The sequence below is a fragment of the Paraburkholderia bryophila genome (assembly GCF_003269035.1).
GTDB classification, from domain to species: Bacteria; Pseudomonadota; Gammaproteobacteria; order Burkholderiales; family Burkholderiaceae; genus Paraburkholderia; species Paraburkholderia bryophila.
Genome location: NZ_QLTK01000024.1, coordinates 71,268 through 96,275, shown reverse-complemented (window position 1 = coordinate 96,275; position 25,008 = coordinate 71,268). Strand labels below are relative to the sequence as shown.

The 25,008-nt window shown below is 64.5% G+C and carries 24 protein-coding genes and 1 riboswitch; of the genes, 17 read left to right on the top strand and 7 right to left on the bottom strand.

Going from position 1 to position 25,008, the window contains the following annotated elements; translation table 11 throughout:
- Window positions 1–91: 91 nt before the first annotated feature.
- A riboswitch (cobalamin riboswitch) is annotated at window positions 92–270 on the bottom strand.
- A gap of 84 nt (window positions 271–354) precedes the next feature.
- The 3 genes from cbiE (at window position 355) to cobM (ending at window position 3,333) form a co-directional block, all read left to right on the top strand.
- Window positions 355–1,758: a precorrin-6y C5,15-methyltransferase (decarboxylating) subunit CbiE gene (gene cbiE, locus BX591_RS27085; RefSeq protein WP_244147127.1), complete on the top strand. Its 1,404-nt coding sequence runs from the start codon at window positions 355–357 to the stop codon at window positions 1,756–1,758.
- The gene (locus BX591_RS27080) at window positions 1,755–2,477 is read left to right on the top strand and encodes a cobalt-precorrin-6A reductase (RefSeq protein ID WP_111934395.1); all 723 of its coding nucleotides are present in this window, start codon (window positions 1,755–1,757) and stop codon (window positions 2,475–2,477) included. The genes cbiE and BX591_RS27080 overlap by 4 nt, the downstream gene beginning before the upstream one ends.
- 130 nt (window positions 2,478–2,607) lie before the next feature.
- On the top strand, window positions 2,608–3,333 hold the full coding sequence (gene cobM / locus BX591_RS27075; protein WP_111934394.1) for a precorrin-4 C(11)-methyltransferase: 726 nt from the start codon (window positions 2,608–2,610) through the stop codon (window positions 3,331–3,333).
- 11 nt (window positions 3,334–3,344) lie between these two features.
- Here cobM and BX591_RS27070 read toward each other — a convergent pair whose 3' ends face one another.
- Window positions 3,345–4,445: a polyamine ABC transporter substrate-binding protein gene (locus BX591_RS27070; RefSeq protein WP_111934393.1), complete on the bottom strand. Its 1,101-nt coding sequence runs from the start codon at window positions 4,443–4,445 to the stop codon at window positions 3,345–3,347.
- 66 nt (window positions 4,446–4,511) lie between these two features.
- Entirely contained in the window at window positions 4,512–5,474 is a 963-nt protein-coding gene (gene speB, locus BX591_RS27065; RefSeq protein ID WP_111934392.1) for an agmatinase, read from the bottom strand.
- Window positions 5,475–5,652: 178 nt separating this feature from the next.
- Between speB and BX591_RS27060 the strand changes: the two genes are divergently transcribed.
- The 3 genes from BX591_RS27060 to BX591_RS27050 all read left to right on the top strand — a co-directional run bounded on the left by BX591_RS27060 (window position 5,653) and on the right by BX591_RS27050 (window position 8,839).
- Entirely contained in the window at window positions 5,653–6,543 is an 891-nt protein-coding gene (locus tag BX591_RS27060; RefSeq protein WP_167444621.1) for a LysR substrate-binding domain-containing protein, read from the top strand.
- A gap of 176 nt (window positions 6,544–6,719) precedes the next feature.
- Window positions 6,720–7,694, top strand: coding sequence for an AraC family transcriptional regulator (locus BX591_RS27055; RefSeq protein ID WP_244218699.1), 975 nt, complete (start codon window positions 6,720–6,722; stop codon window positions 7,692–7,694).
- Between the two features lie 2 nt (window positions 7,695–7,696).
- Complete coding sequence (locus BX591_RS27050; RefSeq protein ID WP_111934390.1) at window positions 7,697–8,839, top strand: alpha/beta hydrolase family protein; 1,143 nt, start codon at window positions 7,697–7,699, stop codon at window positions 8,837–8,839.
- Between the two features lie 43 nt (window positions 8,840–8,882).
- Here the strand turns inward: BX591_RS27050 and BX591_RS27045 are convergent, their stop codons facing one another.
- A complete protein-coding gene (locus tag BX591_RS27045; RefSeq protein WP_111934389.1) occupies window positions 8,883–10,379 on the bottom strand; it encodes an MDR family MFS transporter in 1,497 nt (498 codons plus the stop codon).
- Between the two features lie 186 nt (window positions 10,380–10,565).
- Here BX591_RS27045 and BX591_RS27040 point away from each other — a divergent pair, with 186 nt between their 5' ends.
- The 5 genes from BX591_RS27040 to BX591_RS27020 all read left to right on the top strand — a co-directional run bounded on the left by BX591_RS27040 (window position 10,566) and on the right by BX591_RS27020 (window position 14,061).
- Window positions 10,566–10,826 (top strand): DUF1488 family protein, encoded by a 261-nt coding sequence (locus tag BX591_RS27040; protein WP_111934388.1) that lies wholly within the window; start codon window positions 10,566–10,568, stop codon window positions 10,824–10,826.
- Between the two features lie 219 nt (window positions 10,827–11,045).
- On the top strand, window positions 11,046–11,354 hold the full coding sequence (locus tag BX591_RS27035; RefSeq protein WP_111934387.1) for a DUF4148 domain-containing protein: 309 nt from the start codon (window positions 11,046–11,048) through the stop codon (window positions 11,352–11,354).
- 432 nt (window positions 11,355–11,786) lie between these two features.
- On the top strand, window positions 11,787–12,422 hold the full coding sequence (locus BX591_RS27030) for a carbonic anhydrase (protein WP_111934386.1): 636 nt from the start codon (window positions 11,787–11,789) through the stop codon (window positions 12,420–12,422).
- A gap of 197 nt (window positions 12,423–12,619) precedes the next feature.
- Window positions 12,620–13,303 (top strand): type 1 glutamine amidotransferase domain-containing protein, encoded by a 684-nt coding sequence (locus BX591_RS27025; protein WP_111934385.1) that lies wholly within the window; start codon window positions 12,620–12,622, stop codon window positions 13,301–13,303.
- A gap of 38 nt (window positions 13,304–13,341) precedes the next feature.
- The gene (locus BX591_RS27020) at window positions 13,342–14,061 is read left to right on the top strand and encodes a carbonic anhydrase (protein ID WP_111934384.1); all 720 of its coding nucleotides are present in this window, start codon (window positions 13,342–13,344) and stop codon (window positions 14,059–14,061) included.
- Here the strand turns inward: BX591_RS27020 and BX591_RS27015 are convergent.
- Complete coding sequence (locus tag BX591_RS27015) at window positions 14,058–14,639, bottom strand: alpha-ketoglutarate-dependent dioxygenase AlkB (protein WP_111934425.1); 582 nt, start codon at window positions 14,637–14,639, stop codon at window positions 14,058–14,060. The genes BX591_RS27020 and BX591_RS27015 overlap by 4 nt on opposite strands.
- A gap of 362 nt (window positions 14,640–15,001) precedes the next feature.
- On the opposite strand from BX591_RS27015, the gene BX591_RS27010 reads away from it, so the two are divergent.
- Both BX591_RS27010 and BX591_RS27005 read left to right on the top strand, forming a co-directional pair.
- Window positions 15,002–15,367 (top strand): tlde1 domain-containing protein, encoded by a 366-nt coding sequence (locus tag BX591_RS27010; protein WP_111934383.1) that lies wholly within the window; start codon window positions 15,002–15,004, stop codon window positions 15,365–15,367.
- Entirely contained in the window at window positions 15,364–15,708 is a 345-nt protein-coding gene (locus BX591_RS27005) for a hypothetical protein (RefSeq protein ID WP_111934382.1), read from the top strand. Before BX591_RS27010 ends, BX591_RS27005 begins: the two co-directional genes overlap by 4 nt.
- 149 nt (window positions 15,709–15,857) lie before the next feature.
- Here BX591_RS27005 and BX591_RS27000 read toward each other — a convergent pair whose 3' ends face one another.
- A complete protein-coding gene (locus BX591_RS27000; protein WP_244147128.1) occupies window positions 15,858–18,179 on the bottom strand; it encodes a PA14 domain-containing protein in 2,322 nt (773 codons plus the stop codon).
- 368 nt (window positions 18,180–18,547) lie between these two features.
- On the opposite strand from BX591_RS27000, the gene BX591_RS26995 reads away from it, so the two are divergent.
- On the top strand, window positions 18,548–19,447 hold the full coding sequence (locus BX591_RS26995) for a DMT family transporter (RefSeq protein WP_111934380.1): 900 nt from the start codon (window positions 18,548–18,550) through the stop codon (window positions 19,445–19,447).
- Window positions 19,448–19,764: 317 nt separating this feature from the next.
- Window positions 19,765–20,712, top strand: a complete 948-nt coding sequence (locus tag BX591_RS26990) for a DUF4148 domain-containing protein (protein WP_167444620.1) — start codon at window positions 19,765–19,767, stop codon at window positions 20,710–20,712.
- An 83-nt stretch (window positions 20,713–20,795) separates the two neighbouring features.
- Here the strand turns inward: BX591_RS26990 and BX591_RS26985 are convergent, their stop codons facing one another.
- Both BX591_RS26985 and BX591_RS26980 read right to left on the bottom strand, forming a co-directional pair.
- Complete coding sequence (locus BX591_RS26985; RefSeq protein WP_111934378.1) at window positions 20,796–21,536, bottom strand: LrgB family protein; 741 nt, start codon at window positions 21,534–21,536, stop codon at window positions 20,796–20,798.
- Window positions 21,533–21,904: a CidA/LrgA family protein gene (locus BX591_RS26980; RefSeq protein ID WP_111934377.1), complete on the bottom strand. Its 372-nt coding sequence runs from the start codon at window positions 21,902–21,904 to the stop codon at window positions 21,533–21,535. Before BX591_RS26980 ends, BX591_RS26985 begins: the two co-directional genes overlap by 4 nt.
- A 138-nt stretch (window positions 21,905–22,042) precedes the next feature.
- Here BX591_RS26980 and BX591_RS26975 point away from each other — a divergent pair, with 138 nt between their 5' ends.
- Both BX591_RS26975 and BX591_RS26970 read left to right on the top strand, forming a co-directional pair.
- Window positions 22,043–23,206: an epoxide hydrolase family protein gene (locus BX591_RS26975; RefSeq protein ID WP_111934376.1), complete on the top strand. Its 1,164-nt coding sequence runs from the start codon at window positions 22,043–22,045 to the stop codon at window positions 23,204–23,206.
- A 257-nt stretch (window positions 23,207–23,463) separates the two neighbouring features.
- Window positions 23,464–24,819 (top strand): sigma-54 dependent transcriptional regulator, encoded by a 1,356-nt coding sequence (locus BX591_RS26970; protein WP_111934424.1) that lies wholly within the window; start codon window positions 23,464–23,466, stop codon window positions 24,817–24,819.
- Window positions 24,820–25,008: the final 189 nt, after the last annotated feature.

The window sequence follows — 25,008 nt, the reverse complement described above, 5'->3', positions numbered from 1 at the left end:
AACGGACACCGGGTAGCGTCGCGCGGTGGCCCGAGCAAGCCTGGAAGTGGGCGTTGCTGCGGCATCGGTACACCCCGCCCGATGTTGGCTGGCACGAACAGTCTCGCCGGCAGGTCTCCTGGCTGGCAGGTCAAAGTCCGTCGCGGCCTTCCCGGTCGAACCAGTGGCGCGCAGCGCGGGCGGACTCGCTGCATACAGTTGCGGGGGCAGCCACAGTGACACTGTGTTCCCTCTTAGGCCCCGAAGGGCGCCGGCGGCTGTATTATGCCTTTTTTCGAACAGCATAACGAGGCTGGACGCCTTGATCGGCGTGGCTCAGCGCATTATTTGAAGATACAGAACGAGGATGTCCGGATGCCGGCATGGCTGACCGTGGTAGGCATTGGCGACGACGGCTTCGCCGGGTTGGGGCGGTCCGCGCGACGTGCGTTGCTGGCGGCGTCGGTGGTGTATGGCGGCGAGCGGCATCTGTCGATGCTGCCCGCGCGGATCGCGGCGCGGCGGGCCGCGTGGCCGCGTCCGTTCGATCTCGCGCCGTTGCTCGCCGAGCGTGGCGGCGCGGTGTGCGTGCTGGCGAGCGGCGATCCGATGCTGTTCGGCGTCGGCGCGACGCTCGCGCGCCAACTGCCGGCCGACGAGTTGCAAGTGTTGCCTGCGCCGTCGTCGTTGTCGCTGGCGGCCGCGCGGCTCGGCTGGCCGTTGCAGGATGTCGCGACGGTCTCGCTGGTGGGCCGCCCGCTCGCGACGCTGAACGCGCATTTGCATCACGGCGCGCGCGTCTTCGTGCTGAGCGCGGACGGCCGCACACCTGCGGCGCTCGCGGCGTTGCTGAACGCGCGCGGCTTCGGCGCGACTCGCATGGTCGTGCTGGAGCATCTGGGCGGGGAGTTGGAACGGCGGATCGACGGTCGCGCGGATCAGTGGTGCGCGGGTGACGTCGCCGCGTTGAATCTGATCGCACTCGAATGCCGGGCGACTCAGGGCGCGCCGCGTTTGCCACTCACTTGCGGCTTGCCCGACGATGCGTTTCGCCATGACGGCCAGTTGACCAAGCGCGACGTGCGGGCCGTCACGCTCGCGCGTCTCGCGCCGACGCCCGGCGAGTTGTTGTGGGACGTGGGCGCGGGCAGCGGTTCGATCGGCATCGAATGGATGCGCGCGCATCCAACCTGCCGCGCGATCGCGATTGAAGGCCACGCGGAACGGCAACGCTTTATCGAACACAATCGCGACGCCTTGGGCGTGCCGGGCTTGCAACTGGTGGCCGGCCGCGCGCCGGATGCGCTGCAGGGCTTGCCGGCGCCGGATGCGGTGTTCATCGGCGGCGGCGTGACCGTGCCGGGCGTGCTGGAAGCGTGCTGGGCGAGCTTGCGCGACGGCGGGCGGCTGGTGGCCAACGCGGTGACCCTGCAGGGCGAGGCGGCGCTGGTCGCATGGCGCGAGCGGTTTGGCGGCACGCTGACGCGCATTGCGCTGGCGGAGGCGCAACCGCTCGGTGGTTTCGATACGTGGCGGCAAGCGTTGCCGATCACGATGTTTGAGGTGACGAAACCGGCGCGTGAGGTGAGTGTGGCAAACGGGGGAAGTGGTGCAGGCGGCGCGACCGGCGGGAGCGGTGCGAGCGATGCAAGCGGCGATAGCGGCGCAAATGCGGCCAACACCGCCAACACCGCCAACACCGCCAACACCGCCAACACCGCCAACACCGCCAACACCGCCAACACCGCCAACACCGCCAACCACGGCGCCGCGCAATGACGCGCATCCTGCTGCTAGGCGGCACCGGCGACGCATTGCGAATCGCGCGTCAACTCGGCTCGACACATGTGTACAGTCTCGCCGGTCTCGGCAAAGTGCCCGACGATTTGACGTGTGCAGTGCGCGTCGGCGGGTTCGGCGGTAGCGAGGGCATGGCGCGTTACATCGCGGACGAACGCATCGGTCTCGTGATCGATGCGACTCATCCCTACGCCGCGCGCATCAGCGCGAACGCCACGCACGCCAGCCACACGGCGCGCGTGCCGTGTTGGGCGCTGCGCCGCCCGGCCTGGCAGCCGCAAGGCGGCGACGACTGGCGCATGGTCGGCGACTGGAACGAACTCACGGCGGCGCTCGCGCCGTTCAGAAAACCGCTGTTCACGCTCGGCCGCGAACCGCTCGCGCATCTCGACGAGATCCCCGCGCATCAGTTCTGGACCGTGCGCTGTCTCGATTCGCACCCGGACGCAGCGCGCGCAAGGATCATCGCGACGCGCGGCCCGTTCACGCTCGAAGGCGAGCGCGCATTGTTCGCGCTGCAAGCCTTCGATGTCGTGGTCAGCAAGAACAGCGGCGGTGGGGCGACCGAAGCGAAACTCGAGGTGGCGCGCGAACGTCGCCTGCCGGTGGTGATGTTGCGCCGCCCCGATTTGCCGGCGGTGGATCGCGAGTTCGACAGCGTCGACGCTCTACTCGACGCGCTGCGCGTGCTCGCGTGAACCTTAGTGCTGGCGGCGGCGCGAATCGTAGCGCTAGTCACGGCCGCAGCCACAACGTGAGCGTGTGCCGCGAAAACGGAACCGGCCATTCACCCAGCGCACGCCACCCCAACAAACCACGGAGCAGTCAATGACGGTGTTTTTTATCGGCGCGGGTCCAGGCGACCCGGAACTGATCACGGTAAAAGGCCAGCGCCTGATACGCAGCTGTCCGGTGATCCTGTACGCGGGCTCTCTGGTGCCCGATGCCGTGCTCGAAGGTCACACGGCGGAACAGGTCGTCAACACCGCCGACCTCGATCTCGATCAGATCGTCGCGTTGCTCGAAACCGCGCACGGCAACCACCAGCACGTCGCGCGCGTGCACTCCGGCGACCCGTCCTTGTATGGCGCGATCGGCGAACAGATCCGGCGTCTGCGCGCGCTGAACATTCCGTACGAAATCGTGCCGGGGGTGACGGCCACCGCCGCCTGCGCCGCGACGCTCGGTTGCGAACTCACGCTGCCCGACGTGTCGCAGACGCTGATTCTCACGCGCTACGCAAGCAAAACCCGCATGCCCGAAGGCGAACAGCTCGCGGACCTCGCCCGGCATCGTGCGACCATGGCGATCCACCTGGGCGTGCGCCATCTCGCGCGGATCGTCGATGAACTGCGGCCGCATTACGGCGGCGCGTGTCCGATCGCGGTGATCTATCGCGCGAGCTGGCCCGACGAGGAGAAGATTGCCGGCACGCTCGACGATATCGTCGGCAAGGTGCAGTCGACATCGATCGAGCGGACCGCGTTGATCCTGGTGGGTCAGGTGCTGGCCGCCGAAGGTTTCGCGAATTCGACGTTATACGCGAAGGATTGAACCAACCGCCTCTACGCCCCCGACTTCAACTGCGCCCACAACCTGCCTTCCAGCCGTTTGATCGGCGCGGACAACGGCTTCAGCAGAAACAGCGTCTTCAACACCGGCTCAGGCGGATACACGGTCGGGTCGTTGAGAATGTCGGCGTTGACGAATTTACGCGCGGCGGCATCCGCATTCGGATAGAACACCGCGTTCGTAATTGACGCGTGCACCTCGGGGCGCTCGATAAAGTTGATCCATTCGAGCGCCGCCTGCGGATGCGGCGCGTCTTTCGGAATCGCCATCATGTCGAACCAGACCGGCGCGCCGCCTTGCGGAATGAAGTATTTGATCTGGTAACGCTTGTTGGCTTCGCGCGCGCGATGGCTCGCCATCGACACATCGCCCGACCAGCTCAGCGCGAAACAGATATCGTCGCCGGCGAGATCGTTGATGTAGCTCGTCATATTGAACTGCGTGATGTACGGGCGAATCTTCTTCAACGCTTCATACGCGGCCTGATAGTCGGCCGGATTGTCGCTGTTCGGGTCGCGGCCGAGATAGTGCAGCGTGACCGCGAACACGTCGGTCGGCGCGTCGAGCATGGACACGCCGCAGCTCTTCAGCTTGCTCAGATATTCCGGCTTGAACAGCACATCCCAGCTATCGAGCGGCACGTTGTCGCCGAGAAGTTTCTTCACGCGCGTGACGTTATAGCCGAGCCCGGTCGTGCCCCACGCCCACGGCACCGCGTACTGATTGCCGGGGTCTGCGTTGGCGACGAGCTTCATCAGCGCCGGATCGAGATTTACCAGATTCGGCAGCTTCGACTTGTCGAGCTTTTGATAGATGCCGGCTTCGATCTGTCGGGCGAGAAAGTTCGAGGTCGGCACCACGACGTCGTAGCCGGTCGAGCCGGTCAGCAGTTTCGCCTGCAAGGTCTCGTCGCCGTCGTACTCGTCGTAGCGCACCTGAATGCCGAACTCTTTCTGGAAATTCGGCACGGTGTCTTTCGCGATGTAGTCACCCCAGTTGTACAGGTTGAGCTGCTTGTCGTCGGCGTGCGCCGCAGTGCCGAAGGCGCACATCAGCAAGGCGGTCAGGATCGGTTTGGTGGCGGTGTGGGGCATGGTCGTCGGATCGTCCGCTAGGGGTTCGGGGAGGTTTTTTCAGTGCATGCGTTCGAGTGAACGGGTCTAGCCGTGCCGCTGGCGTTGCAGCTTCTGATTGCGCATCAGGCACAGCATGTCGGACGCGAGATGCGCGGCGGCGAGCGCGGTCACGTCGCTGTGATCGTAGGGCGGCGACACTTCCACCACGTCGGCGCCGACCAGGTCCACGGCGCCGAGCGAGCGCACGATCTCCAGCGCCTGCGCCGAACTCAGGCCGCCCGCTACCGGCGTGCCCGTGCCGGGCGCGAAGGCCGGATCGAGACAGTCGATGTCGAAGGTCAGGTAAGTCGGCGCGGCGCCGACGATCTTCAGCACTTCGTCGATCGTCGCCTGAATGCCGTTGCGGTGAACCCATGGGGCGTCGAGAATGCGCACGCCCATGAAGTCGTCGTTCCAGGTACGAATGCCGATCTGCACCGAGCGCGCGGGATCGATCAAGCCTTCGCGGATCGCCTTGTAGAACATCGTGCCGTGGTTCAGTGAAGCGGGGTTGTCGTCGGGCCAGGTGTCGCAGTGCGCGTCGAAGTGGATCAGGCTCAGCGGCTTGCCGTATTTCTCGGCATGCGCGATCAGCAGCGGATAGGTGATGTAGTGGTCGCCGCCGAACGTCAGCATGCGCGTGCCGGTCGCGAGAATGCCGCGAGCGTGCGCGACGATCGCGTCGCGAATCCCGAGCGGATTGTGCGCGTCGAACCAGCAGTCGCCGTAGTCGACCACGTTCAACTGGTCGAACGGGTCGACGCCCCACGGAAATGCGCCGAGTTCGGCCAGTTGGACCGAGGCGGCGCGCATGGCGGCCGGCCCGAAGCGGGTGCCGGGGCGGAAGGTGGTCGCGAGGTCGAGCGGCACGCCCGAGACGGCCACGTCCACGCCGGTGAGGTCGCGCGTATAGGGGCGGCGCATGAACGACAGCACGCCGGCGTAGGTGGGGGCGGCGGGTTGTTCGTTGCCCGGCACGGGCGGGTTGGGGGAGCGTTCCAGAGTCATGCGTGTCGGTCCAGTTGGCATTGGCGAGGCGCCCATTGCACAAATATTTCTCATGTCTGTTGAAACAGGAAAACGTGCAAAGGGCAACTGGAGCTATGATTGCGAGGAAAAATTCCCGCGAAAAGCGAAGAATCTTGCTGGAAGTATCGATATTTTTAATATCTCGCCAGGATCGCCCATGCGTAGACTGCCCCCGCTGCAAGCCTTGCTCGCCTTCGATGCCGCCGCGCGCGTCGGCAGTTTCACGCGCGCGGCGCAAGAACTCGCGCTGACCCAGTCGGCGATCAGTCATCAGATCCAGCAACTCGAGGAGTGGACCGGGCAACCGCTGTTCCGGCGGATTGGCCGTGGCGTCGCGTTGACCGCCGCCGGCGTGCTGTACGCGCAAACCGTCACGACGGCGCTCGCCACGCTGGCCGACGGGCGCGACCGGATCGAGCCATACGGCAATCCGGATTCGGTGATCCTCGTGTGCGCGCCGCAGTTCGCTTCCGGCTGGTTGATGCCGCGCATGCGGCAGTTCGCCGAGGCGCTGCCGGCGCTGGAAATCTGGCTCGTGACCGGTGAGGAGGTCAACGAGATCGATCGCGTCGACGTCGACCTGGTGGTGTCGGCCAAACCGATCCGCACGCCGGAAGTGACGTGCGAGTTGTTGCTCGAGGAAGAGGCGGTCGCGATCTGCGGACCCGAAACCGCGCGCCGTCTGCGTGACGCACCGTTTCCCGAGGTGCTGACGCAAGCCCCGCTGCTGGTTCACGAGGCGCGTCCGGAATGGGCGCCGTGGCTGCCGGAACTCCGGCGCGGCGGGTTGCGCACGCGCCGCGCGCTGACGGTCAGCGACCCGCGTTTTGTCGTGGCGGCGGCCGAACAGGAGGCGGGCATCGCGATGGTGTCGCGGCTCACCGCGGCAAACGCGTTGACGAGCGCACGCGTGGAAGTCTTGCCGCAGGTGCCGGGCTTCGCGTTGGCGCCGCTCTGGTTGATGCGCTCGGCGCAACCGGCGCGCTCGGCCGCGGTCGACGCCGTGCATGCGTGGATGATCGGCCTGTGCCGGCCTGCCGACCTGTAAAAACGATTCGGCCACGGTACGGCACCGAGTGGGAAAGCAACGCTCGCCGCGCGGGGCTCGCAAGGCAAAGCCCGGCATGGTGCGATGACACGCGGCCGCATCGCCGTGCGCTCGCGATGAAATTTCGCAAGCTCTGCACCGTATTGTGGCGGCGAGGCCGCTATCCTAGCGCCATGATGAAACCCAGCACAGAACTCGATTATCGTCGGCGGATCGCGCGTGTGATCGAGGCGATTCTGCTCGAACCGGGCGCGCCGCATACGCTCGACAGTCTGGCGGCGGTCGCGCATCTGTCGCCGTATCACTTTCATCGCATTTATCGCGCGCTCGCCGGCGAGAGCGTTGTCGAGACCGTTCAGCGCCTGCGTCTTGCGCAAGCCGCGCAACGTCTGACCGACGCTTCGTCGCGCGTGACCGCCGTCGCGCACGACGCCGGTTACAACAGTCCACAGGCCTTCGCCCGTGCATTTCGCGGTTTTACCGGCGTCACGCCGAGCGAGTTCAAGGCGCGTCAGAAACATCTCGCGACGCCGGCGGCGAGCCGCCGTTCCGGCGCGGCGGCTAACGTAGCCGACGCTGCGAATATCGTCGACGCTGCGCACCAACCCGACGCCGCCGACGCCGCCGACGCCAACGCAAACCTCGCCACGAATCCGGACGATGGCCGCAGGTCGCTCTGGCCCGCGGTCGAACTCGCGCAGATCGCGCCTATCGACGTGCTCTGCCTGCGTCACGACGGACCGATCGCAACGATCGGCCAGACGTTCCGCGATCTGTTGCACATGCTGCGCTGCGAGGACGACGCACACACGGTTCGACGCGTCGGCATTTGCGTGCGCGACACTGCGTTGAAGGGCAGTTTTCGTTATCTGGCGGGAGTGGTCGCGTCGCCCGATGTTGCATTGCATGAAACGCCGCCCGTGCCGGTCGAACCGCTGCGCGTGGACGGTGGTTTGTACGCGATACACCGGCTGGTCGGCCCGTATGCGCTGATCGCGCCGACCTTTCGCGCGCTGTACGGTGTCTGGCTGCCGCAAAGCGGCTATGCGCCCGATACCCGTCCCGCGCTCGAGTTGTATCGCGGCGCGGCGCGCGCCGGATTGCAGCGTGCCTGTGTCACGGATCTGATGATCCCCATTCGCCGGGACTGACAATGTTGCGTAGATGCGGTGCCGCCCTCCTGGGTGCGGCGGCTTTGTCGTGGGCGGGCGGTACTGTCTCGGCGCAGGAAGTGGCCGGGGCAGGCTGGCATGTGGGCGAAACGGTACGGATGGTTCATCCGCCGGTCGCGCGCAATTGGCGCGGCGCGGCCACCGAAGCGCTGGTGACGCGGATCTGGTATCCCGTCGATCCCACCGTACCGGAGCAGCCGCACGACGTCGGCGCGCCCGGCGATCCTTTGTTCGTGGGACATCCCATCGCCGACGGCGCGCCGCTGTCGGCCGTGCGCGCCACCTATCCGCTGCTGGTGCTGTCGCACGGCACCGGCGGCAGCGCGGACAGTCTCGACTGGCTCGGCGCCGCGCTGGCCGCGCACGGTTATATCGTGGCGGGCGTCAATCATCCGGGCAACAACGAACTCGAACCCTTGACCCGCGACGGTTTTACGCTGTGGTGGGAGCGCGCGACGGACGCCAGCGAAGTGCTCGATAGCGTGCTGGCGGACCCGAAGCTCGGCGCGCATGTCGACCGCGACAGGATCGGCGCGGTGGGCTTTTCTCTGGGCGGTTACACGGTTCTGGAACTGGCCGGGGCGCGCACCGATCTGGCGGGCTTCGACCGGTTCTGCGGGTCGCCGGCGGCCGATGCGATTTGCCAACCGCCGGAAGCGGCGCGGATTCGTGACGCGTCCGGCGCGGCGGTGCCATTGCGCGATAAATCGACGGACGATGCGGCCTCGCCGGAGACGAAGGCATCGCGCGCGCGCTCCGGTGCGTCGTATCGCGATCCGCGCGTCAAGGCCGTGTTCGCGATTGCGCCCGCGCTTGGCGAGGCGCTGAGCGCGGCGTCGCTCGCCGCGATCACGATTCCCGTGTCGTTGGTGGCGGGCGCGGGCGACGTTACCGCCCCGGTGGACACCAACATTCGTCGCATCGCGTCGTCGATGCCGAAGGCCAGCGTCACGCTCGTGCCCGGCGCGTCGCACTACACGTTTCTCGATACCTGTTTGCCGGCGGTGGCCAACCGTCTTGCCCGCATCTGCCGGGACGCCGCCGGCGTGGACCGCGACGCGGTGCATGCGAAAACGGCGGCGCAGGCGGTGGATTTTTTCGCCGCGACGCTGCCCGCGAAATAGCGCTGGAAACCGCCATGCGAGCCGCCTTCAACGCAGCCGCTCGTCAATCCTCCAGCGGCGACAATGCTTCGAGCGGCACCGGTCTCGCGGTGCGAATGCTCACCGGCGGTACGAACGCCAGCAGCACGACCACGAAGATCGCGATCACGAACAGCGAGATGAACGTGAGGTGCAGCGACTGATGCAACACCATGCGGATCATGTCGCTGTCGCCGAGACTCGCTGCCTGATTCTGCAGCAGCGCCTTCAGTTGGTCCGACGTGACGACCGCCAGACCTTTCGAATGCGTGAGCCCGAAGTTGAGCACGGCGCCGAACAGCGTCGCGCCCAACGTGCTGCCGAGATTGCGCGAGAACAGATTCGACGCGGTGGCACTGCCGCGTTCGTCCATGCCGACGATCTCCTGAATCAGCACCAGCGAGCTGACGCTCGACGTGCCCATGCCGAAGCCCATGATCAGCGAGCCGAACGCGGCGATCAACGGCGATGCACCGGGCGACAGGAACAGCAGCAGTGCCGCGCCGATCGGTACGAACGCGCTCCCGCCGATCAGAATGCGCCGCAAGCCGAGGCGGTGAAACGACTTCGCCGCGAGCGTGGCGCCGGTCGGCCAGCCGACCATCATCATCGTGAGCGCGAGGCCGGCGACCACTGGCGAGCGATGCAGCACGCCTTGCACGTACATCGGCAGAAACGTGGTGGCGCCCATCAGGATCATGCCGGACAGCAGCGTCGAGCCGTTACAGGCGGCAATCGGCCGGCGGCTCCATAGTGCGAACGAGATCATCGGCTCGGCCGCGCGACGCTCCTGCGCGACGAACAGCAGCACGCACAGCAGAAATGCGCCGCCCGCCAGCGCGGCGCGCGCGAATGCGTCGTCGCCCGCGTAGGTCAGCGCCATCATCAACGCGGCGATCGCCGCCATGAACAGCGCCGCCCCGGCGAAGTCGATCGATGGCCGCGCATGGCGCTCCGATTCGCGCAGGAATGCAATGAAGCCGCCCGCGGAGGCGAGGCCGATGGGTATGTTCATCCAGAAGATCCACGCCCACGAGAGGTTATGGATGATGAAGCCGCCGACCATCGGCCCGATTACCGCTGAAATCGCCCAGACGCTCGCGAGATAACCTTGCACCTTGCCGCGTTCATGTGCCGGATAAAGATCGGCGACGATGGTCAGCGTGACCGGCTGGATCGCGCCCGCGCCCACGCCCTGAAGCAGGCGGAACACGATCATGGCGGGCATCGACCACGCGAAGCCGGCCAGCACCGAGCCGAGCAGGAAGATCGCGATGCCGATCAGCGCGATGGGTTTGCGCCCGTACAGGTCGGCGAGCTTGCCGAACACCACCGTCATGGCGGTTTGCGTGAGCAGGAACGACGAGAACACCCAGCTATACAGATGCAGGTCGCCGAGTTGCGCGACGATTTGCGGCATCGCGGTGGAGACGATGGTGGCTTCGATGGCGACCATCGCCATCGAAGCCATGACCGCGGCAATGACGAGAGGACGCGACGATTGTGGGTTGCGGGAGGGCATTGGGCGTTAGTATCAGGATGTCAGGCACGTCGCACGGCACCAACTGCGGCCTGCCGCGACGCATCAGCGCGGCCGCGCGAAAGCGGCCGAGGGTCGAGTATGCACCTTGCGGAGAAAGCGCGCAGCGCTTCGCGTTTGGCACGGCGTTTGCGCGTTCATCGTTACTTTCACAGATGGAGGGTCACCATGAGGATCGAATTCACCGGACGCCGCGAAGTGGTAGCCGCGGCGCGCGTCGCCTTCGAAGCCAATGTCGACGGGGCAGACGTCTGGTGCAGCGTGTCGCTGGATGCGCTGAACAACCATTTCGGCAACGACGGCCCATCGGCCCACAATCTGGTCAATACCTTCGAGGCAAATCGCGCCAGGATTGAAAACGCTACGCGTCGGGTCCTCGAAAAGAACGGTGGACAGTCCGTGGAACTCGAAACCGGCGACTTCAATTAAGGCAATGAAAGTCCGGCGTTTGTGCGCCGGGCTTTTTCGCGAGCGCTGGCCGCGTTTGGCTATTCACCCATTGAGCACGACTTCTCCAGATCCAACAACAATCCCTTCGGCGGGCGCCCATTATTCTCCGACGACTCGACGCCTATATTGAGTTCTGCGGCGACGGCGAGCACGACTCGACGCACCGCAGACCATCAATTACCGGAGGTTGTTTTCATCATGAAGTCTTTGCTCAAGGCCGTCGTTATCGTCGCTTCGCTCGCTGCCTCGGCCACGGTGTTTGCCCAGTCGAGCACCCGTATCACCCGCGAGCAGGTTCGCACCGAACTGGTTCAACTCGAACAGGCTGGCTATCACGTCGGCGACGGCGACCAGGCACATTACCCCGATGCGATTCAGGCCGCCGAAGCGCGCGTGGTCGCACAAAACAGCAACGCCAGCGGCTATGGCGGCAATGTAGCCGGTGCGTCGCAAAGCGGCGGCCCGGCAGTGTCCAAAGCCGACTGGAATGCGATGTATAGTCGTTGATCCGGCGTGCTTCGCGCGACGGGGCGCGTTGCGATCGCAGTCAATGTGGAGCGTGCTGGTTGTGTTGCGCTTATGCGTGTCCGGTGTCGAAACCGCGCATTAGCGCAACGCTTCGAGCGGTGAGCCGCGATGGAAAGGACTCTTCCAGCGCGGCACCTATATCCGCTTCGTCGCCCCCGATACAGTCGTCATGCACGCACGGTTCCGGTGTGCGAGCGAGAGAGTTTGCCCCGGCTGGTCACAGCCGGGGCTTTTTGATTGGGGCAACCCGTCGATGAAATCGTTGCGATGGACGTGCGGACGATTTGCCGACGCACGAGACCGGTGTGCCGGACGCCAGCTGAGGTATAGTCGCGCCAACAGACAGCCGACTCGCGCCGTTTAACCGGTGCGGGCGCTGCACACCTAAGCCTCGACTATCTGGAGATCATCGTGCAGGAAATCATCGAAGGTATCATCCGCTTTCAACGTGACGTCTTTCCGCAGCAAAGCGAGCTGTTCAAGCGCCTATCAGCAGCGCAAAGCCCGAATACGCTGTTCGTGACCTGTTCCGACAGCCGCGTCGTGCCGGAACTGCTGACGCAGACCGAACCGGGCGCGCTATTCGTGATCCGCAATGCGGGCAATATCGTGCCGTCGTACGGTCCGGAACCGGGTGGCGTTTCGGCCACGGTCGAATATGCGGTGTCGGTGCTGGGCGTGCGCGATATCGTGATCTGCGGGCACTCGAACTGTGGCGCGATGACCGCGATCTCGACCTGCACGAATCTGGATCATCTGCCGGCGGTGGCCAGCTGGCTGCGTCATTCCGATGCCGCCAAGGCGATCAACGCGTCGCGCACGTATCACTCGGACGCCGAGCGTCTGTCCGCGCTGGTGAAGGACAACGTGATCGCGCAGTTGTCGAACATCCGCACGCATCCGTCGGTGGCGGTCGGGCTCGTGAACAAGACGCTGCAATTGCACGGCTGGATCTTCGACATTGAAAGCGGCACGATGCTCGCACTCGACGGGCGCACGGGCCAATTTTTGCCGCTGGTGGACAACCCCAATATTTACGCCGTCTGACAACGCGTTTTTCGATGTGAGCGGGCCGCCGGCCCGCTCGACCTGGGCTGCAACAAATCCTCTTCGGCGTCGCCCGGCGCCACCTATACTGCCAGAGCGCCTGGAGCGGCTTGCGCCACTTCAGGCCACTTCGGCGCCCCTCCAGCGCCGTCCGGCGCGCGCAAGCGAGGCGCATTGAAACCGCTTCCGAGGTCGATATGAAAATCCTGGTGGTCTTGACGTCCCACGATCAGCTTGGCAACACAGGCAGAAAAACCGGTTTCTGGCTGGAGGAATTTGCCGCGCCTTATTACGTGTTCAAGGACGCGGGCGTCGCGACGACCCTCGCTTCACCCAAAGGCGGACAGCCGCCGCTCGATCCCAAGAGCGACGACCCCGACGCGCAGACCGACGCGACCCGGCGCTTCGGCAAGGACGCCGATGCGCAAGCCGCGTTGGCGAATACGGTCAAGCTCGCCAGTGTCTCGGCGGCGGACTACGACGCGGTGTTTTACCCCGGCGGCCATGGGCCGTTGTGGGATCTGGCGGAAGATCCGCAGTCGATCGCGCTCATCGAAGCGTTGTATGCCGCGGGCAAGCCGGTCGGCGCGGTGTGCCATGCGCCCGGCGTGTTTCGTCATACGAGGACGCCCGACGGCACGCCGCTGGTGCGCGATAAACCGGTCACCGGCTTTGCGAATTCCGAAGAGGCCGCTGTCGGGCTCACCGACGTCGTGCCGTTTCTGGTCGAAGACATGTTGAAGAAACACGGCGCGAGTTATTCGAAAGGGCCGGACTGGCTCTCGCATGTGGTGGTCGCCGGAAATCTGATCACGGGGCAGAATCCGGCTTCGTCGGAAGCGGCCGCGAAGGCGCTGCTTGCGAAACTCGGCGTGGCGTAAGTTCCTACCGTCACGCACCGGCACATAGGAGAGCGGCCATGTGCGAGCGTCATCCGATTTCTTCCACACGACGTGACTGGCTGCTGGCCGGTGCCTCCGCCATCACGTTCGCGGCGTTGGCGCCGCACGACGCAATGGCGGCCGAACCAATTGCCGGCCACACGCCGAATTCGATTCCACCGCAGGAAGCGCTCGACCGGATCATGCAAGGCAACGCCCGCTACGCGGCGAATAGCCCTTCAAACAAGGACTTTTCCGCAGGCCGGGTGGCGCGTGTCGAGGCGCAGTATCCGATTGCGGCCATTGTGGGTTGCGCCGATTCGCGGGTCGCGCCGGAACTTGCTTTCGATCAGGGCCCGGGCGATCTGTTCGTGGTGCGCGTGGCCGGTAATTTCGTCAACGACGATATGCTCGCGAGTCTCGAATACGGCGTCGAGTTTCTCGGTGTGCCGCTGATCATGGTGCTCGGACATACGAACTGCGGGGCGATTGCCGCGACCGTCAAGGTGATTCAGAAGGGCACCCTGTTGCCGGGTCATTTGCCAGACCTGGTGCGCTCGCTCAAGCCGGCGGTGCGATTGGCCGGTTCAGCTCACGATGACGATCTGCTTGCGCGCGCCACGATCGAGAACGTGAAGCTGAACACGAGTCGGCTGATGGTGTCGAAGCCGCTGATCGGCCAGTACGTGCGACGCGGCAAGGTCAAGGTAGTGGGCGGCATTTACGACCTGGCGACGGGCAAGGTCGGGCTACTCTAAGGCGCGAAACACCGGAACGCGAGACTGATGTGCGGGCCGACCGCCTCCGCCAGTTTGGGGATGCCATGCTCGTGCGTGAATTGCGACGCGTAGCTCATCACCAGACAACTGCCGGGTTCGAGTTCGACATGAATGGTCCGGCCTGGACCTGTTTTGGACCGGATCGACATGCGGCGGCTCGCGCCGAGCGAGACGATCGCAATAGGTTGGCCCGGTATGAGTTTGTCCGTCTTGTCGCTGTGCGGCGCGACGCTGTCGCCGCCGTCGCGGTACAGATTGAGGCCGACGCGATTGAACGGCGCACCGACCAGCGCGCGCACCGCTTCGAACGCCTCGCCGAGCGGCGCGGGCAAGCCGGCCGATTCGCGGGCGAAAGTGGTGAGCAGGCGCGGAACGGCCACCTCGCGTTCGTACATCATGCGTTGCTGGCTGAGCCAGCCGACATTGCGCTGTGCCTCGTCGAACCAGCGCTGGGCGATGGCCGGCGGGATCGAGTCGGGCAGGTAGCGGATGCCGCCTTCCCGGTCGTGAACGAGAGCGACGGGTTCGGCGGCGAAGAGGGCTTGCTGGGCGGACATCATTCCAACGACGGTAGCGAGGGCGCGCAAGCGCGCGGGTGTTTGCTGCCGCCTATTGTACTGTGTTTTTATACAGTATTCTGGGGCGTTGGAAATGCGGGTCGGTTCTTGTCGGTGCGATGCCTGCTGCGGCAGGTCGACGACATGCACATAAGAATTTTGCGGACGAAAGTAAGTCCAAAGGCCTGAAAACAATCTTTATCCTATGAATAATTAATAAGAATGAGTTTTTTCTTGGGTTGATGCAGGAGAATATAAGAGAAAAATAAAGGAGTTGCTGTCGCTATCTCGAAACGGTTGCGCATGATGTCATCGTGTTGTAATGTGCCGGCAATCTAATTAATTGTTAGGTGCGGTATTTAATGACATGGACATATCAGCAAAGCACCGGCCACCTCCGTTTTAACGAGGCGTACATTGAAAGCGGGTATTCGGGGAAATCCGCATGGAAAAACCATCCCGAGTTTCAGGGTTTCAATGGTAAAGGACCGATTCCGCGCGGCCGCTATACGATCGGCGCGCCATTCACCCATCCGCAGACCGGCATATATTCGCTGCGATTGACACCGGGCATTGGTAACGTTATGTTCGGGCGCAGTGGTTTCCTGATTCACGGGGATAGCCAGGACCACCCGGGCGACGCATCGGACGGCTGCATTGTCGTTTCCTTGCACGCCCGACATAGAATATGGGGCAGCGGAGATCGCGCTCTGGAGGTAATCGAATGAAGCGCCTGATTGCTGTGTTCATGTGTGCCGCACCGCTTTTTGTATCGGCCAAAACAGCAATATTGCATTGCGAACATTGGCCAATGACGATGGCTTTGATGTCGCTAAAAAACAGCGGAATGATTGCCGGTGACGATATCCAGGAGAAGCGCACGAAAATCGAATTGATGGCATCTGAAAAAATTGGCCGAGATTTGTATCGGCAGGTTTATCACATGACTTTTTACGGAGCAACGGGAAAAGTCATAGACGTCATCACCAATAACCAGGCTTCGTCGGTTGAGTGCTCGGTATCGGCGGTCGATGTTTATGTCACGGGCAAGAATATCGGAAGGCGATAATAATCGATCTTTTATCGACTTGACGCGACCTGCGACCTGCAACCCGCGCCCAGCCCAAATCGCCAGGCAAATCAACCGCCACAGCCGGCAGATCGACCGACGAGTCGTCCGGCAGCGTTGCACTGCCGGACGACTCCCTCACCACCCGATCAATTCGCCGTCACGAGCGACTCCGACGGCACGATCCGCAAGGCCGACGGATTGCGTGCCGCCGAACTCGACCACAGCAGATGCATGCTGGCCGGCCCGGTCCCATGCACGTACTCGACCTTGATCGACGCGCGTTGCTTGGCTGCGAGCCAGGTCTTGCCGCTCAACGTGCCTTGCGACGCGCTCTTTTTGTCGATGATCTTCACGCCGTTGATCCACAGCCGTGCAATGTTGTCGCTGTCGATCGAGAACGTGTAGAGCCCCGCCTGCGCCGCCTGAATCGCACCGGTCCAACGCACGCCATAGCCGGTTGCGTTGACGCCGGCGGACGCGTCAGGCGAATCGGTGCCGCGCTCGGTGTTCAGATCGAAGTCGATCAACGGCGTAACCGACGTCTTCACCGGTGCGCTTTTGAAAGTCGGATCGTTGTAATAGCCGACCTGCAGCACCGGCAGTTTCACGTCGAAGCCGCCGGTCAGCGCCTGCGTTTCTGAAGTCTGCCACGGGTGGCCGTCCGGATAGATCGTGCCCTGGAACGGAATGGCCGGTTCCACCGTAGCGGGTGCGCTCGGCACTTGCCCCCAGTGGAAGCGCGTATTGGTGCGCCCGATCATCAACTCCCACACGATAAACCCGGTGCTGCCGCCGTAGTTCGCGACGATGCCCGGCATGGTCTGCCCCGTGGTGCCCGGAAAACCGCGCTGCAAGGTTTCGGAATTCAGCGCGCTGACTGAGCTGCCGTTCACCGGACCCGTGTACGGATTGCCGTACGGATGGAACGCGTAGAAGTCCGAGAAGTACGTGCCTTCGTCCTCCTGCACTTGCGGCGCATTGATCGGCTGGGTGGCGCCGGCATTGAGGATCGCGATGCGGGCGTCGTTCATCAGCACGGCGCGGGTTTCCTGCAACGCGCCGTTACCGCTGCAACCGGGCTCGTTCATCGTCTCCCAGAAAATGATGCGGGGATCGTTACGATGCGGCGCGACGAAGTCGGTGATGTAGCTCGCCAGACTCGCCTTATACGTGACGCTGGCGTTCGACGCGCTCGGCTGGAAATAGGCCTGTTCGACCGGCGTGCCCGGCGACTGCACCCACTGGCTGTTATGCACGCCCCAGACCGGCGCGGGTTGCGGGCCGTATTGCGGGGTGGGATTCCAGCAGTCGTCGTAGAAAATCGGCGAGACCTTGATGCCGTGACGCGCGGCGATTTTCAGCAGGTTCTCGAACTTGCTCAGGAACGCGACGCGGTCGTTCGCCCACACCAGGTAGTGCAGATACACGGCAATGGTGTTCATGCCGTAGGTCTGCGCGTACGTCAGTTCACGATTGACGATCTCCGGGTCGTAGTTCTCCCAGAAGTCGATCGCGTTCACCGCGTTCGACGGCGTGTAGACCGCACCGACCACCTTGGAAAAATCGTAGCTCGGCGAGCTCACCGTGGGATACGTGCGAATCGTGACGTTGCTGAAGCTCGCGCCGACGCCGAAGCGTCGCAGCCCGAAGCTGCCCGACTGGAACACGGCGGGCAGGGCATTGGTGGCGTCGTTGACGCTGATCACGCGTTGCTGGTCGAGGTCGACGGTGATCGCGGTGCCGCTCGTCGTGACCTTCAGGTGGTGCGTGCTGCCGCCCACCACCGAGCTGACCGGATACGCGATGAAGTTGGTCCAGTTGTTGTTCTCGCGTCCCACCACGACCGAATGCGTGCCGGTGTCGAGGCCGATGTAGTAGCCGGTCAGGCTGTCGGGACCGCCCGCCGTGGGGTTGGTGGTGCGTACGAGAAAGCCCGCGTTGGCCGCCCCGTTGCCGACGGGTGCGCTGACCGTCAGGTCGGCTTCGTACGAGGCCGTGGCGTAGGTGCTGGCGAGCGCGACGGTCTTGTCGCCGGCGCCCGTGCCGTTGCTCGGCGGCGCGGGAATCGCGATCGTCGAGCTGTTGGCGCCGGGCTGCCAGCCCTGGGTCGAGCCGGGCGCGAGGTAGCTGGTGAAATCGCCGAACGAGAGCGTGGTGGTGGAGACCGGGGCGGGCGGCGCAGGCGGTGTGTAGGGCGCGAGGCCAAGCGTCGGATCGGCGATCACGAGCGGCGGCGTGGTCGTTTTCATGCCGAGCGGAACCGTCTTCGCGGCCCGGAATTCGTTGTCGACGCTGGCCAGGTCGGCCGCCGAGGCTGCCGATGCCGCGGCCGCCACGGAAGAGGCCGAAGCCGATGGATCGACCGCGACGGTCTGCCTGTTCGCCGATGCGGCCGCACCGGGCGAGCCGTCATTGCCACCGCAAGCGCCAAGCGTAGCCAGCGCCGCAAGCACGAGGTAATTGCGCACCTGTATCTCCTGATGCCCCGTTTAGTAGATGGTCATAATTATTATTAAACCTGTGCGAGGCCATTCAACGATAGTCTTGGCCTGGAGATGCGGAAATCGATATGAATAATATTATTACTTTTACTTACCTGTATCGGGACTTACCCGGAATCGTCGGTGGAAAGTTTGGAGACCGCTGAAGCGGCCGGGCAATGCGAATTGGGTAGGTGCTCGGCCCGAGGTCGACCCCGGGGTCGATCGGCTTGCCGGACAGCGGGCATAATCCGTTTTCCGATGGCGCTCGCTTCCCGAGCGCCATGCGAAGACTCCACGAACGTCACGCAAAGCGCAGCCGCCGCCGTTGCCTTGCGCGCTGTCCAGGACCCCTCATGCCGCTCATCGCCGCCGTTCGAACGACCGCTGTACCGCCGCGCAGCATTGCGCTGATCCTCGTTTCGATGTTCTGTTTCGCGCTCGTCGACGCGCTGGCCAAATCCGTGGCGCTCGCCTATCCGGCCAACGAGGTGACGTTCTTCCGCATGCTGTTCGGGCTGGTGCCCGCCGTCGCGGTCTGCCTGCGCGGCAAGCCGCTTGCCGAACGTCTCAGACACATGGACGTGCGCGGTCAGACGCTGCGCGCGCTGACCTTGCTCGGCGCGTCGGGTCTGTTCTTCGCCGGTTTGCCGTACATGCCGCTCAGCGAAGCGGTCGCGATCGTTTATTCCGAAACCTTGCTGGTGATCGTTCTGGCGCCGTTGCTGCTGAAGGAAAAACTCAAGCCGCGCGATGCGCTCGCGGCGGCGGTCGGTTTTATCGGCGTGCTGTTCGTGGTGCGCCCGGACGGTGCGCATTCGAGCTGGCTCGGACCGGTGCTGCTGATGTCGAGCGCGCTGTTCGGCGCGTTGTCGATCGTTCAGATCAAGCGCATTCGCGCCACCGACGATTCGGGCACCACGGTGCTCTACTTCACGGTGATTGGAACGCTCGTCACCGGCGCTTCGCTGTTGCTGGCGTGGCGCACGCCGTCGCTCGAAGCACTCGCGACGATGGCGCTGCTCGGTGCATTCGCCACGGCCGGGCAACTGCTGATGACGATGGCGTTTCGCGAAGCCGACGCGGGCGCGCTCGCGCCGTACAACTACACCAGCATCGTCTGGGCGGCGCTGTTCGCCTACGTGGTGTGGGGCGAGACGATCGGCGCGATGGCGCTGCTCGGCATCGCGTTGATCGTCGGCAGTTCGATCGCGGTCGCGATGCGCGGCAAGCAGGCGGAGGGGCCGCTCGTGTAGTTCCGGATGCCCGGGCCGCCGGCCCGTTTTCAGGTCTGTGGATTGCCTCGCGGCTCCAGCGTGGTTCGCAATAAAACCCCTTTGCCGCAGGCCTTTTCGGACAACTGGCAGGCCCATTCCGACGTTTCCGCGTTTCAAACGCGGAAACGGAGATTTCCTCGCATCCAGTTCCATCACACTTTCGTAGGTGACTGGATCGGCCCCGAACTCGTGGTCGTTGCGGTGGCATCGATCTGTCGGTCGCCGCGAACCTTCTGATGAGTTCGGACACGTTGCGGCGAGCGCGGCGTGCGGTCACGATCGGAGGGGGACAAGGAATGCAAGGCGAACCCAGGAAAGTCGTTCTGAGCGGCCTCGTGGTCGGGGTGGTGGCGATTGCGGCTTACGTCTCACCGGCAGGCCGGCACTGGCTCTCGGTCGATGACCCCAGCGTGGACAACGGCGGCGAGTCGGTCCGGCACGTGCGCGGCGACATCATGAGCGGGGCGATCACGTCCGGTCCGGTGGTGGCTAACAGTCGTTCAGATGCCGCGTTGTCGGGCGGACTGCAAGCCGCCCGCAGCAGTTTGCAACGCAACGATCTCGCCGCCGCGCAGGCGCAACTCGACGCGGTCGCGGCGACGCATAAGCACGATGGTCAGGTGGCCGCGCTGCAACGCGAAGTGCTGACGCGCGCACAAGCAACGCAGCAGGCGCAGACGGCGACCCAGGAGGATCCGAAAGCGACGCGCACGTCGCCAGCTTCGCCGCCGAAGGGGCATCGTTCGCGAGAGCGCCGCTATGCGACTCGCGATTATTCGAGCCGTGCGTCCGGCTACGCGACGAAACGGCGTGGAGTGGAAGCCCAGGCGATGAGTGCCTCAGGCGATCGCATGGCGGGCAGCAACGGCCCGCTCGATGAGTCCGCCGTGACGACGTCGCGCGCGCGTCCCATTGCGCCGCCCGTCAGGGTGGGACAGGGACTGTCCAGCGCGCCGGCCGTGCCGCCGCCGATCCTGCAGACGCCACCAGCAGCGGTCGTCGAGCAGCCGTCGCCGTTTAACCGCCAGGCCGAACTGACCGCGCAAGCGCCGCTTCAGTCGACGTCGCTGCAACCCACTGCGCCGGGAGGGACCGTGTTGAAATCGGATGGGCCGAAAACACGCGAGCAAGTACGCGAGGAGATTGTTCGCGCGCGTAGTAACGGCAGCCTGCCCGCATTCGGTAATCCGGACCCGGCGGGGCCGGGCGGCGCGCCGAGTCTGGTCAACGCGCAGCGTCCCTGAGATCGCGCTTGCCGAACACCCACTGAGAGGCGACAGCGGCAAGCTATCGCTTTTCCAGGCGCGACGATCCCCAACCGCGCCCATCACCCCATCAACCACCGTGCCGCCAGCGGCATCAGTACCGGCACGACGAACGCGGTGAAGATGCCGTTGAGCCCCATGCCCAGACCGGCGAACGCGCCCATTTCCTCACTGACCTGGAACGCCCGGGCCGTGCCGATACCATGCGACGCGATCCCCAGCGCAAAGCCTCGCACCTCCGGTTCCACGATCCGCAGCGCGTTGAGAATCGCGCGCGCGAACACGGCGCCGAACACGCCGGTCGAGATGACGAGCACCGCCGTCAGTGACGGAATACCACCGATTTCCGCAGCCACCGCCATGGCGATCGGCGTGGTGGCCGATTTGGGCGCGAGCGAGGCGACCGTTTGATGCGACGCGCCGAACAACGCCGCCACGCCCACCGCCGAGACGATCGCCGTCAACGATCCGGCGACCAGGCCGCCGATCAGCGGCACTGCCGAGCGGCGCAGTTTGGGCCACTGCCGGTAGAGCGGGAGTGCGAGCGCCACCGTCGCGGGGCCGAGCAGAAAGTGCACGAACTGCGCACCTTCGAAGTACGTCGCGTACGGCGTGTGGGTGATTTCGAGCAGCGCGACCAGCAGCGCCACCGCGATCAGAACCGGGTTGGCGAGCGGATTGAAGCGCGCTTTGGTGTAGAGCATCTGCGCAATCAGATACGCGATCAACGTGATGGTGAGCCCGAGCAGCGGGCTCGCGGCGAGGTAGACCCAGATCGCGCCGAGCTTGGGGATGGCGGTCACGATGCGGCCTCCGGCGCGACCGGATCGCGGCGTTGCCGGCGCATCAACGCACGCGTGACGAGCGCCGCCACGGCGATCGCCAGCGTCGTGCTGATTGCAATGGAAGCGATCACCGCGACCGCGTCGCCGCGAATCCGCCCGGCCGACACCATGATGCCGACGCCGGCCGGCACGAACAGCAAGGACAGATGACGCAGCAATTCGAGCGCGGTCGGCTCGATCGCGTCGGCGGATTGCGGACGCAGCATGAGGAAGCCGAATAGCAGCAGCATGCCGATCACGGGTCCCGGTACGGGCACGTGAAACAGATATGAAATGCCTTCGCCAAGGCACTGAAACGTGAGCAGGGCAGCGAGCGCTCCTAGCATGACGGTCTCCGGAACGGACAGGGGGCAACGAAAAATGCGCCCATTGTGTACCATGGCGCTGCTTCGTGTTCGTCGCGTGCGCAAGGTGAGCGCAGGTGATCGCACGCAATGTCCCAGCCTCCAACGGATGCGTTCTCCATGCGAATAGATGCGTTTCACATCGCCATTCCCGACGCCGATATCGACGATCTGCGCCGGCGGATTCGCGCGACACGCTGGGCGCCGGCCACGCCGTCGCCGGCATGGCAGCAAGGCGCCGACAATGCGTGGCTACGCGAACTGGCTGCGTATTGGGCCGACGGTTTCGACTGGCGCGCGGCGGAACGCAAGCTGAATGCGCAGCCGCAATTCCTTGCCCATGTCGAAGGTCAACGCGTGCACTTCGTGCATCGGCGCGGCGAAGGTCCGGCGCCGTATCCGCTGGTCGTGACACACGGCTGGCCCGGGTCGTTCTTCGAGTTCCACGCGTTGCTCGAGCACTTGTGCAATCCGGCCGCGTTCGGCGGCGATCCCGCGGATGCGTTCGACGTCGTCGCGCCCTCGTTGCCCGGCTTCGCATTCTCAGCGGCGCCGGCTCAGCCGGGCTGTTCGGCGTTTCAGGTGGCTGACCTGTGGGCGTCGTTGATGCAAGGGCTCGGCTATGAGCGCTTCGGCGCGCAGGGCGGCGATCTTGGCGCGGGTGTGTCGACCGCGCTGGCCGCGCGGCATCCGCAGCGGGTCGACGGGATTCACCTCAATTTTCTGCCCGGCTCGTATGCGCCCGCGATCGGCGCGGACCGGCAGCCGCTCACGCCCGCCGAGGAAACCTACCTGCGCTCGAAAACCGAATGGGCCACGCTCGAAGGCGCTTACGCCAACCTGCACAGTACGAAACCGCTCACGCTGGCGGCGTCGCTGAACGATTCGCCGGTGGGACTCGCCGCCTGGATCGGCGAAAAATTCCGTGCGTGGAGCGATTGCGGCGGCGAGATCGAGCAGGTGTTTTCGAAGGACGACCTGCTCACCGATATTTCGCTGTACTGGTACACGCAATGTATCGGCCCATCGATGCAGATGTACTGGGAGAACCGCTTGCAACCGATGCGCTTCGACGCGGACCAGCGTGTCGTGCCGCCGGTCGGTTTCGCGAGTTTTCCGAAAGAGATCAATCATCCGCCGCGTCGCTGGCTCGAACGAACCTTCGACGTCCGGCAGTGGAGCGAACTGCCCGGCGGCGGCCATTTCGCGGCAATGGAACAGCCCGCTTTACTCGCCCACGAAATCCGCACGTTTTTCAGACCCTTGCGGCGCGGCGTCGAATAGAGGGCGTTACGCGATTCGATCGGCCCGCAGAAAAAAGCGCGGCTATCTGTCTGGAAGCCCACCAAACGAATGCAAAACTGCATGCGCGCTCAACTATTAAATTTCGTCAGACCTGGTCTGAATCGGGGCCGTACCGCGTATTATCGACGGTCCTCACCGTATCCGGGGCACACAACGGCAATTGCATGACGCCGAGGGTCTGGGCTCGATACAGTCCAGCGCAGGCAGTGCGGGACAGTCAAAAAACAATGCACAAAATGAAGGCCATTACGCGGCGCGTCATCTATTTCAGCCGGGATCCTTCGGCGGATCTGCTTGCGAGCTTCCAGGCACGCGACTGGAACGTCGAAGTCATCGGCTCGGTTCAGGAAGTGCGGCAAGTCATGCAGGACGGCTCGCTGGCGGGTGGTCTCGTCGATTTTTCGAGCGTCTACGAGTCGCGCGACGTGGCCATGCTCGAGGCCTGCCTGGCTTTGCCGACCATCGGCTGGGTGGCGATGGCCGCGGCCACGCAACTCGACGACGCGAACTCACGCCGGCTGGTGCGGGACTACTGCTTCGACTACATCACGCTGCCGGCCGCCAACGAAAGAATCGTCGACACCGTCGGCCACGCCTGCGGCATGATCTCGCTCGGTGAACCGGCGTTCATCGACACCGCCGAGGCCGAGGGCGAGATGATCGGCACGTGCGACGCCATGCTCGAGTTGTTCCGCTCGATCCGCAAAGTCGCCACCACCGACGCGCCGGTTTTCATCGCCGGCGAGTCCGGCACCGGCAAGGAGTTGACCGCTGCCGCAATCCACGCGCGCTCGCCGCGCCGCAAGGCGCCGTTCGTCGCGATCAACTGCGGTGCGATTCCACCGCATCTGCTGCAATCGGAGTTGTTCGGCTATGAGCGCGGCGCGTTCACGGGCGCGAACCAGCGCAAGGTTGGGCGCGTCGAAACGGCGAATGGGGGCACGCTGTTTCTCGATGAAATCGGCGATCTGCCGTTCGAGAGCCAGGCGAACCTGCTGCGCTTTCTGCAGGAAAGGACCATAGAACGTTTGGGCGGTCAGGGTTCGATCGAGATCGACGTGCGCATTATCTGCGCGACCCATGTGGATATGGACGCCGCAATCGAGGCCGGGCGGTTTCGCTCCGACCTGTATCACCGTTTGTGCGTCTTGCGGATCGACGAGCCGCCGTTGCGCGCACGCGGCAAGGATATCGAGCTGCTCGCGCTGTCCACGCTCGACCGCTATCGCAAGGACGCAAGCCGCCGGGTGTACGGCTTCTCGCCGGACGCGATCACGGCCATGCATCAATACGACTGGCCCGGCAACGTGCGGGAACTGATCAACCGCGTGCGTCGTGCCATCGTGATGTCGGAAGGGCGCACGATCAGCGCCGAGGATCTCGAACTGTCGAGCTATGCGACGATCCTGCCGGTGACGCTCGCTCAGGCACGCGAAACAGCGGAACGTCAGGCAATCGAACTCGCGCTGTTGCGTCACCGCGGACGCCCCGGCGACGCCGCGCGCGAACTCAGCATTTCACGCGCCACGCTGTACCGTTTGCTGGCCGCACACGGCATGCGCGAGGGCGTGGAAAACGAAGCGCGCGGCTGATGTTTTCTTTCGTGTGAGTCGGCCGCGACTCACCTCAACATGAATGACGATTCGACGTGGCGTGCGTCGCATGCCGCGCCGCCTGTCGCGCTGATCAGTAAGTTGTTCATACGCGCTCAATCGTCAAACCGCAATTATTGCGTAAAGCCGCGACGCTGAAAGCCGATCGATTCCCAATGCGTTATGTCT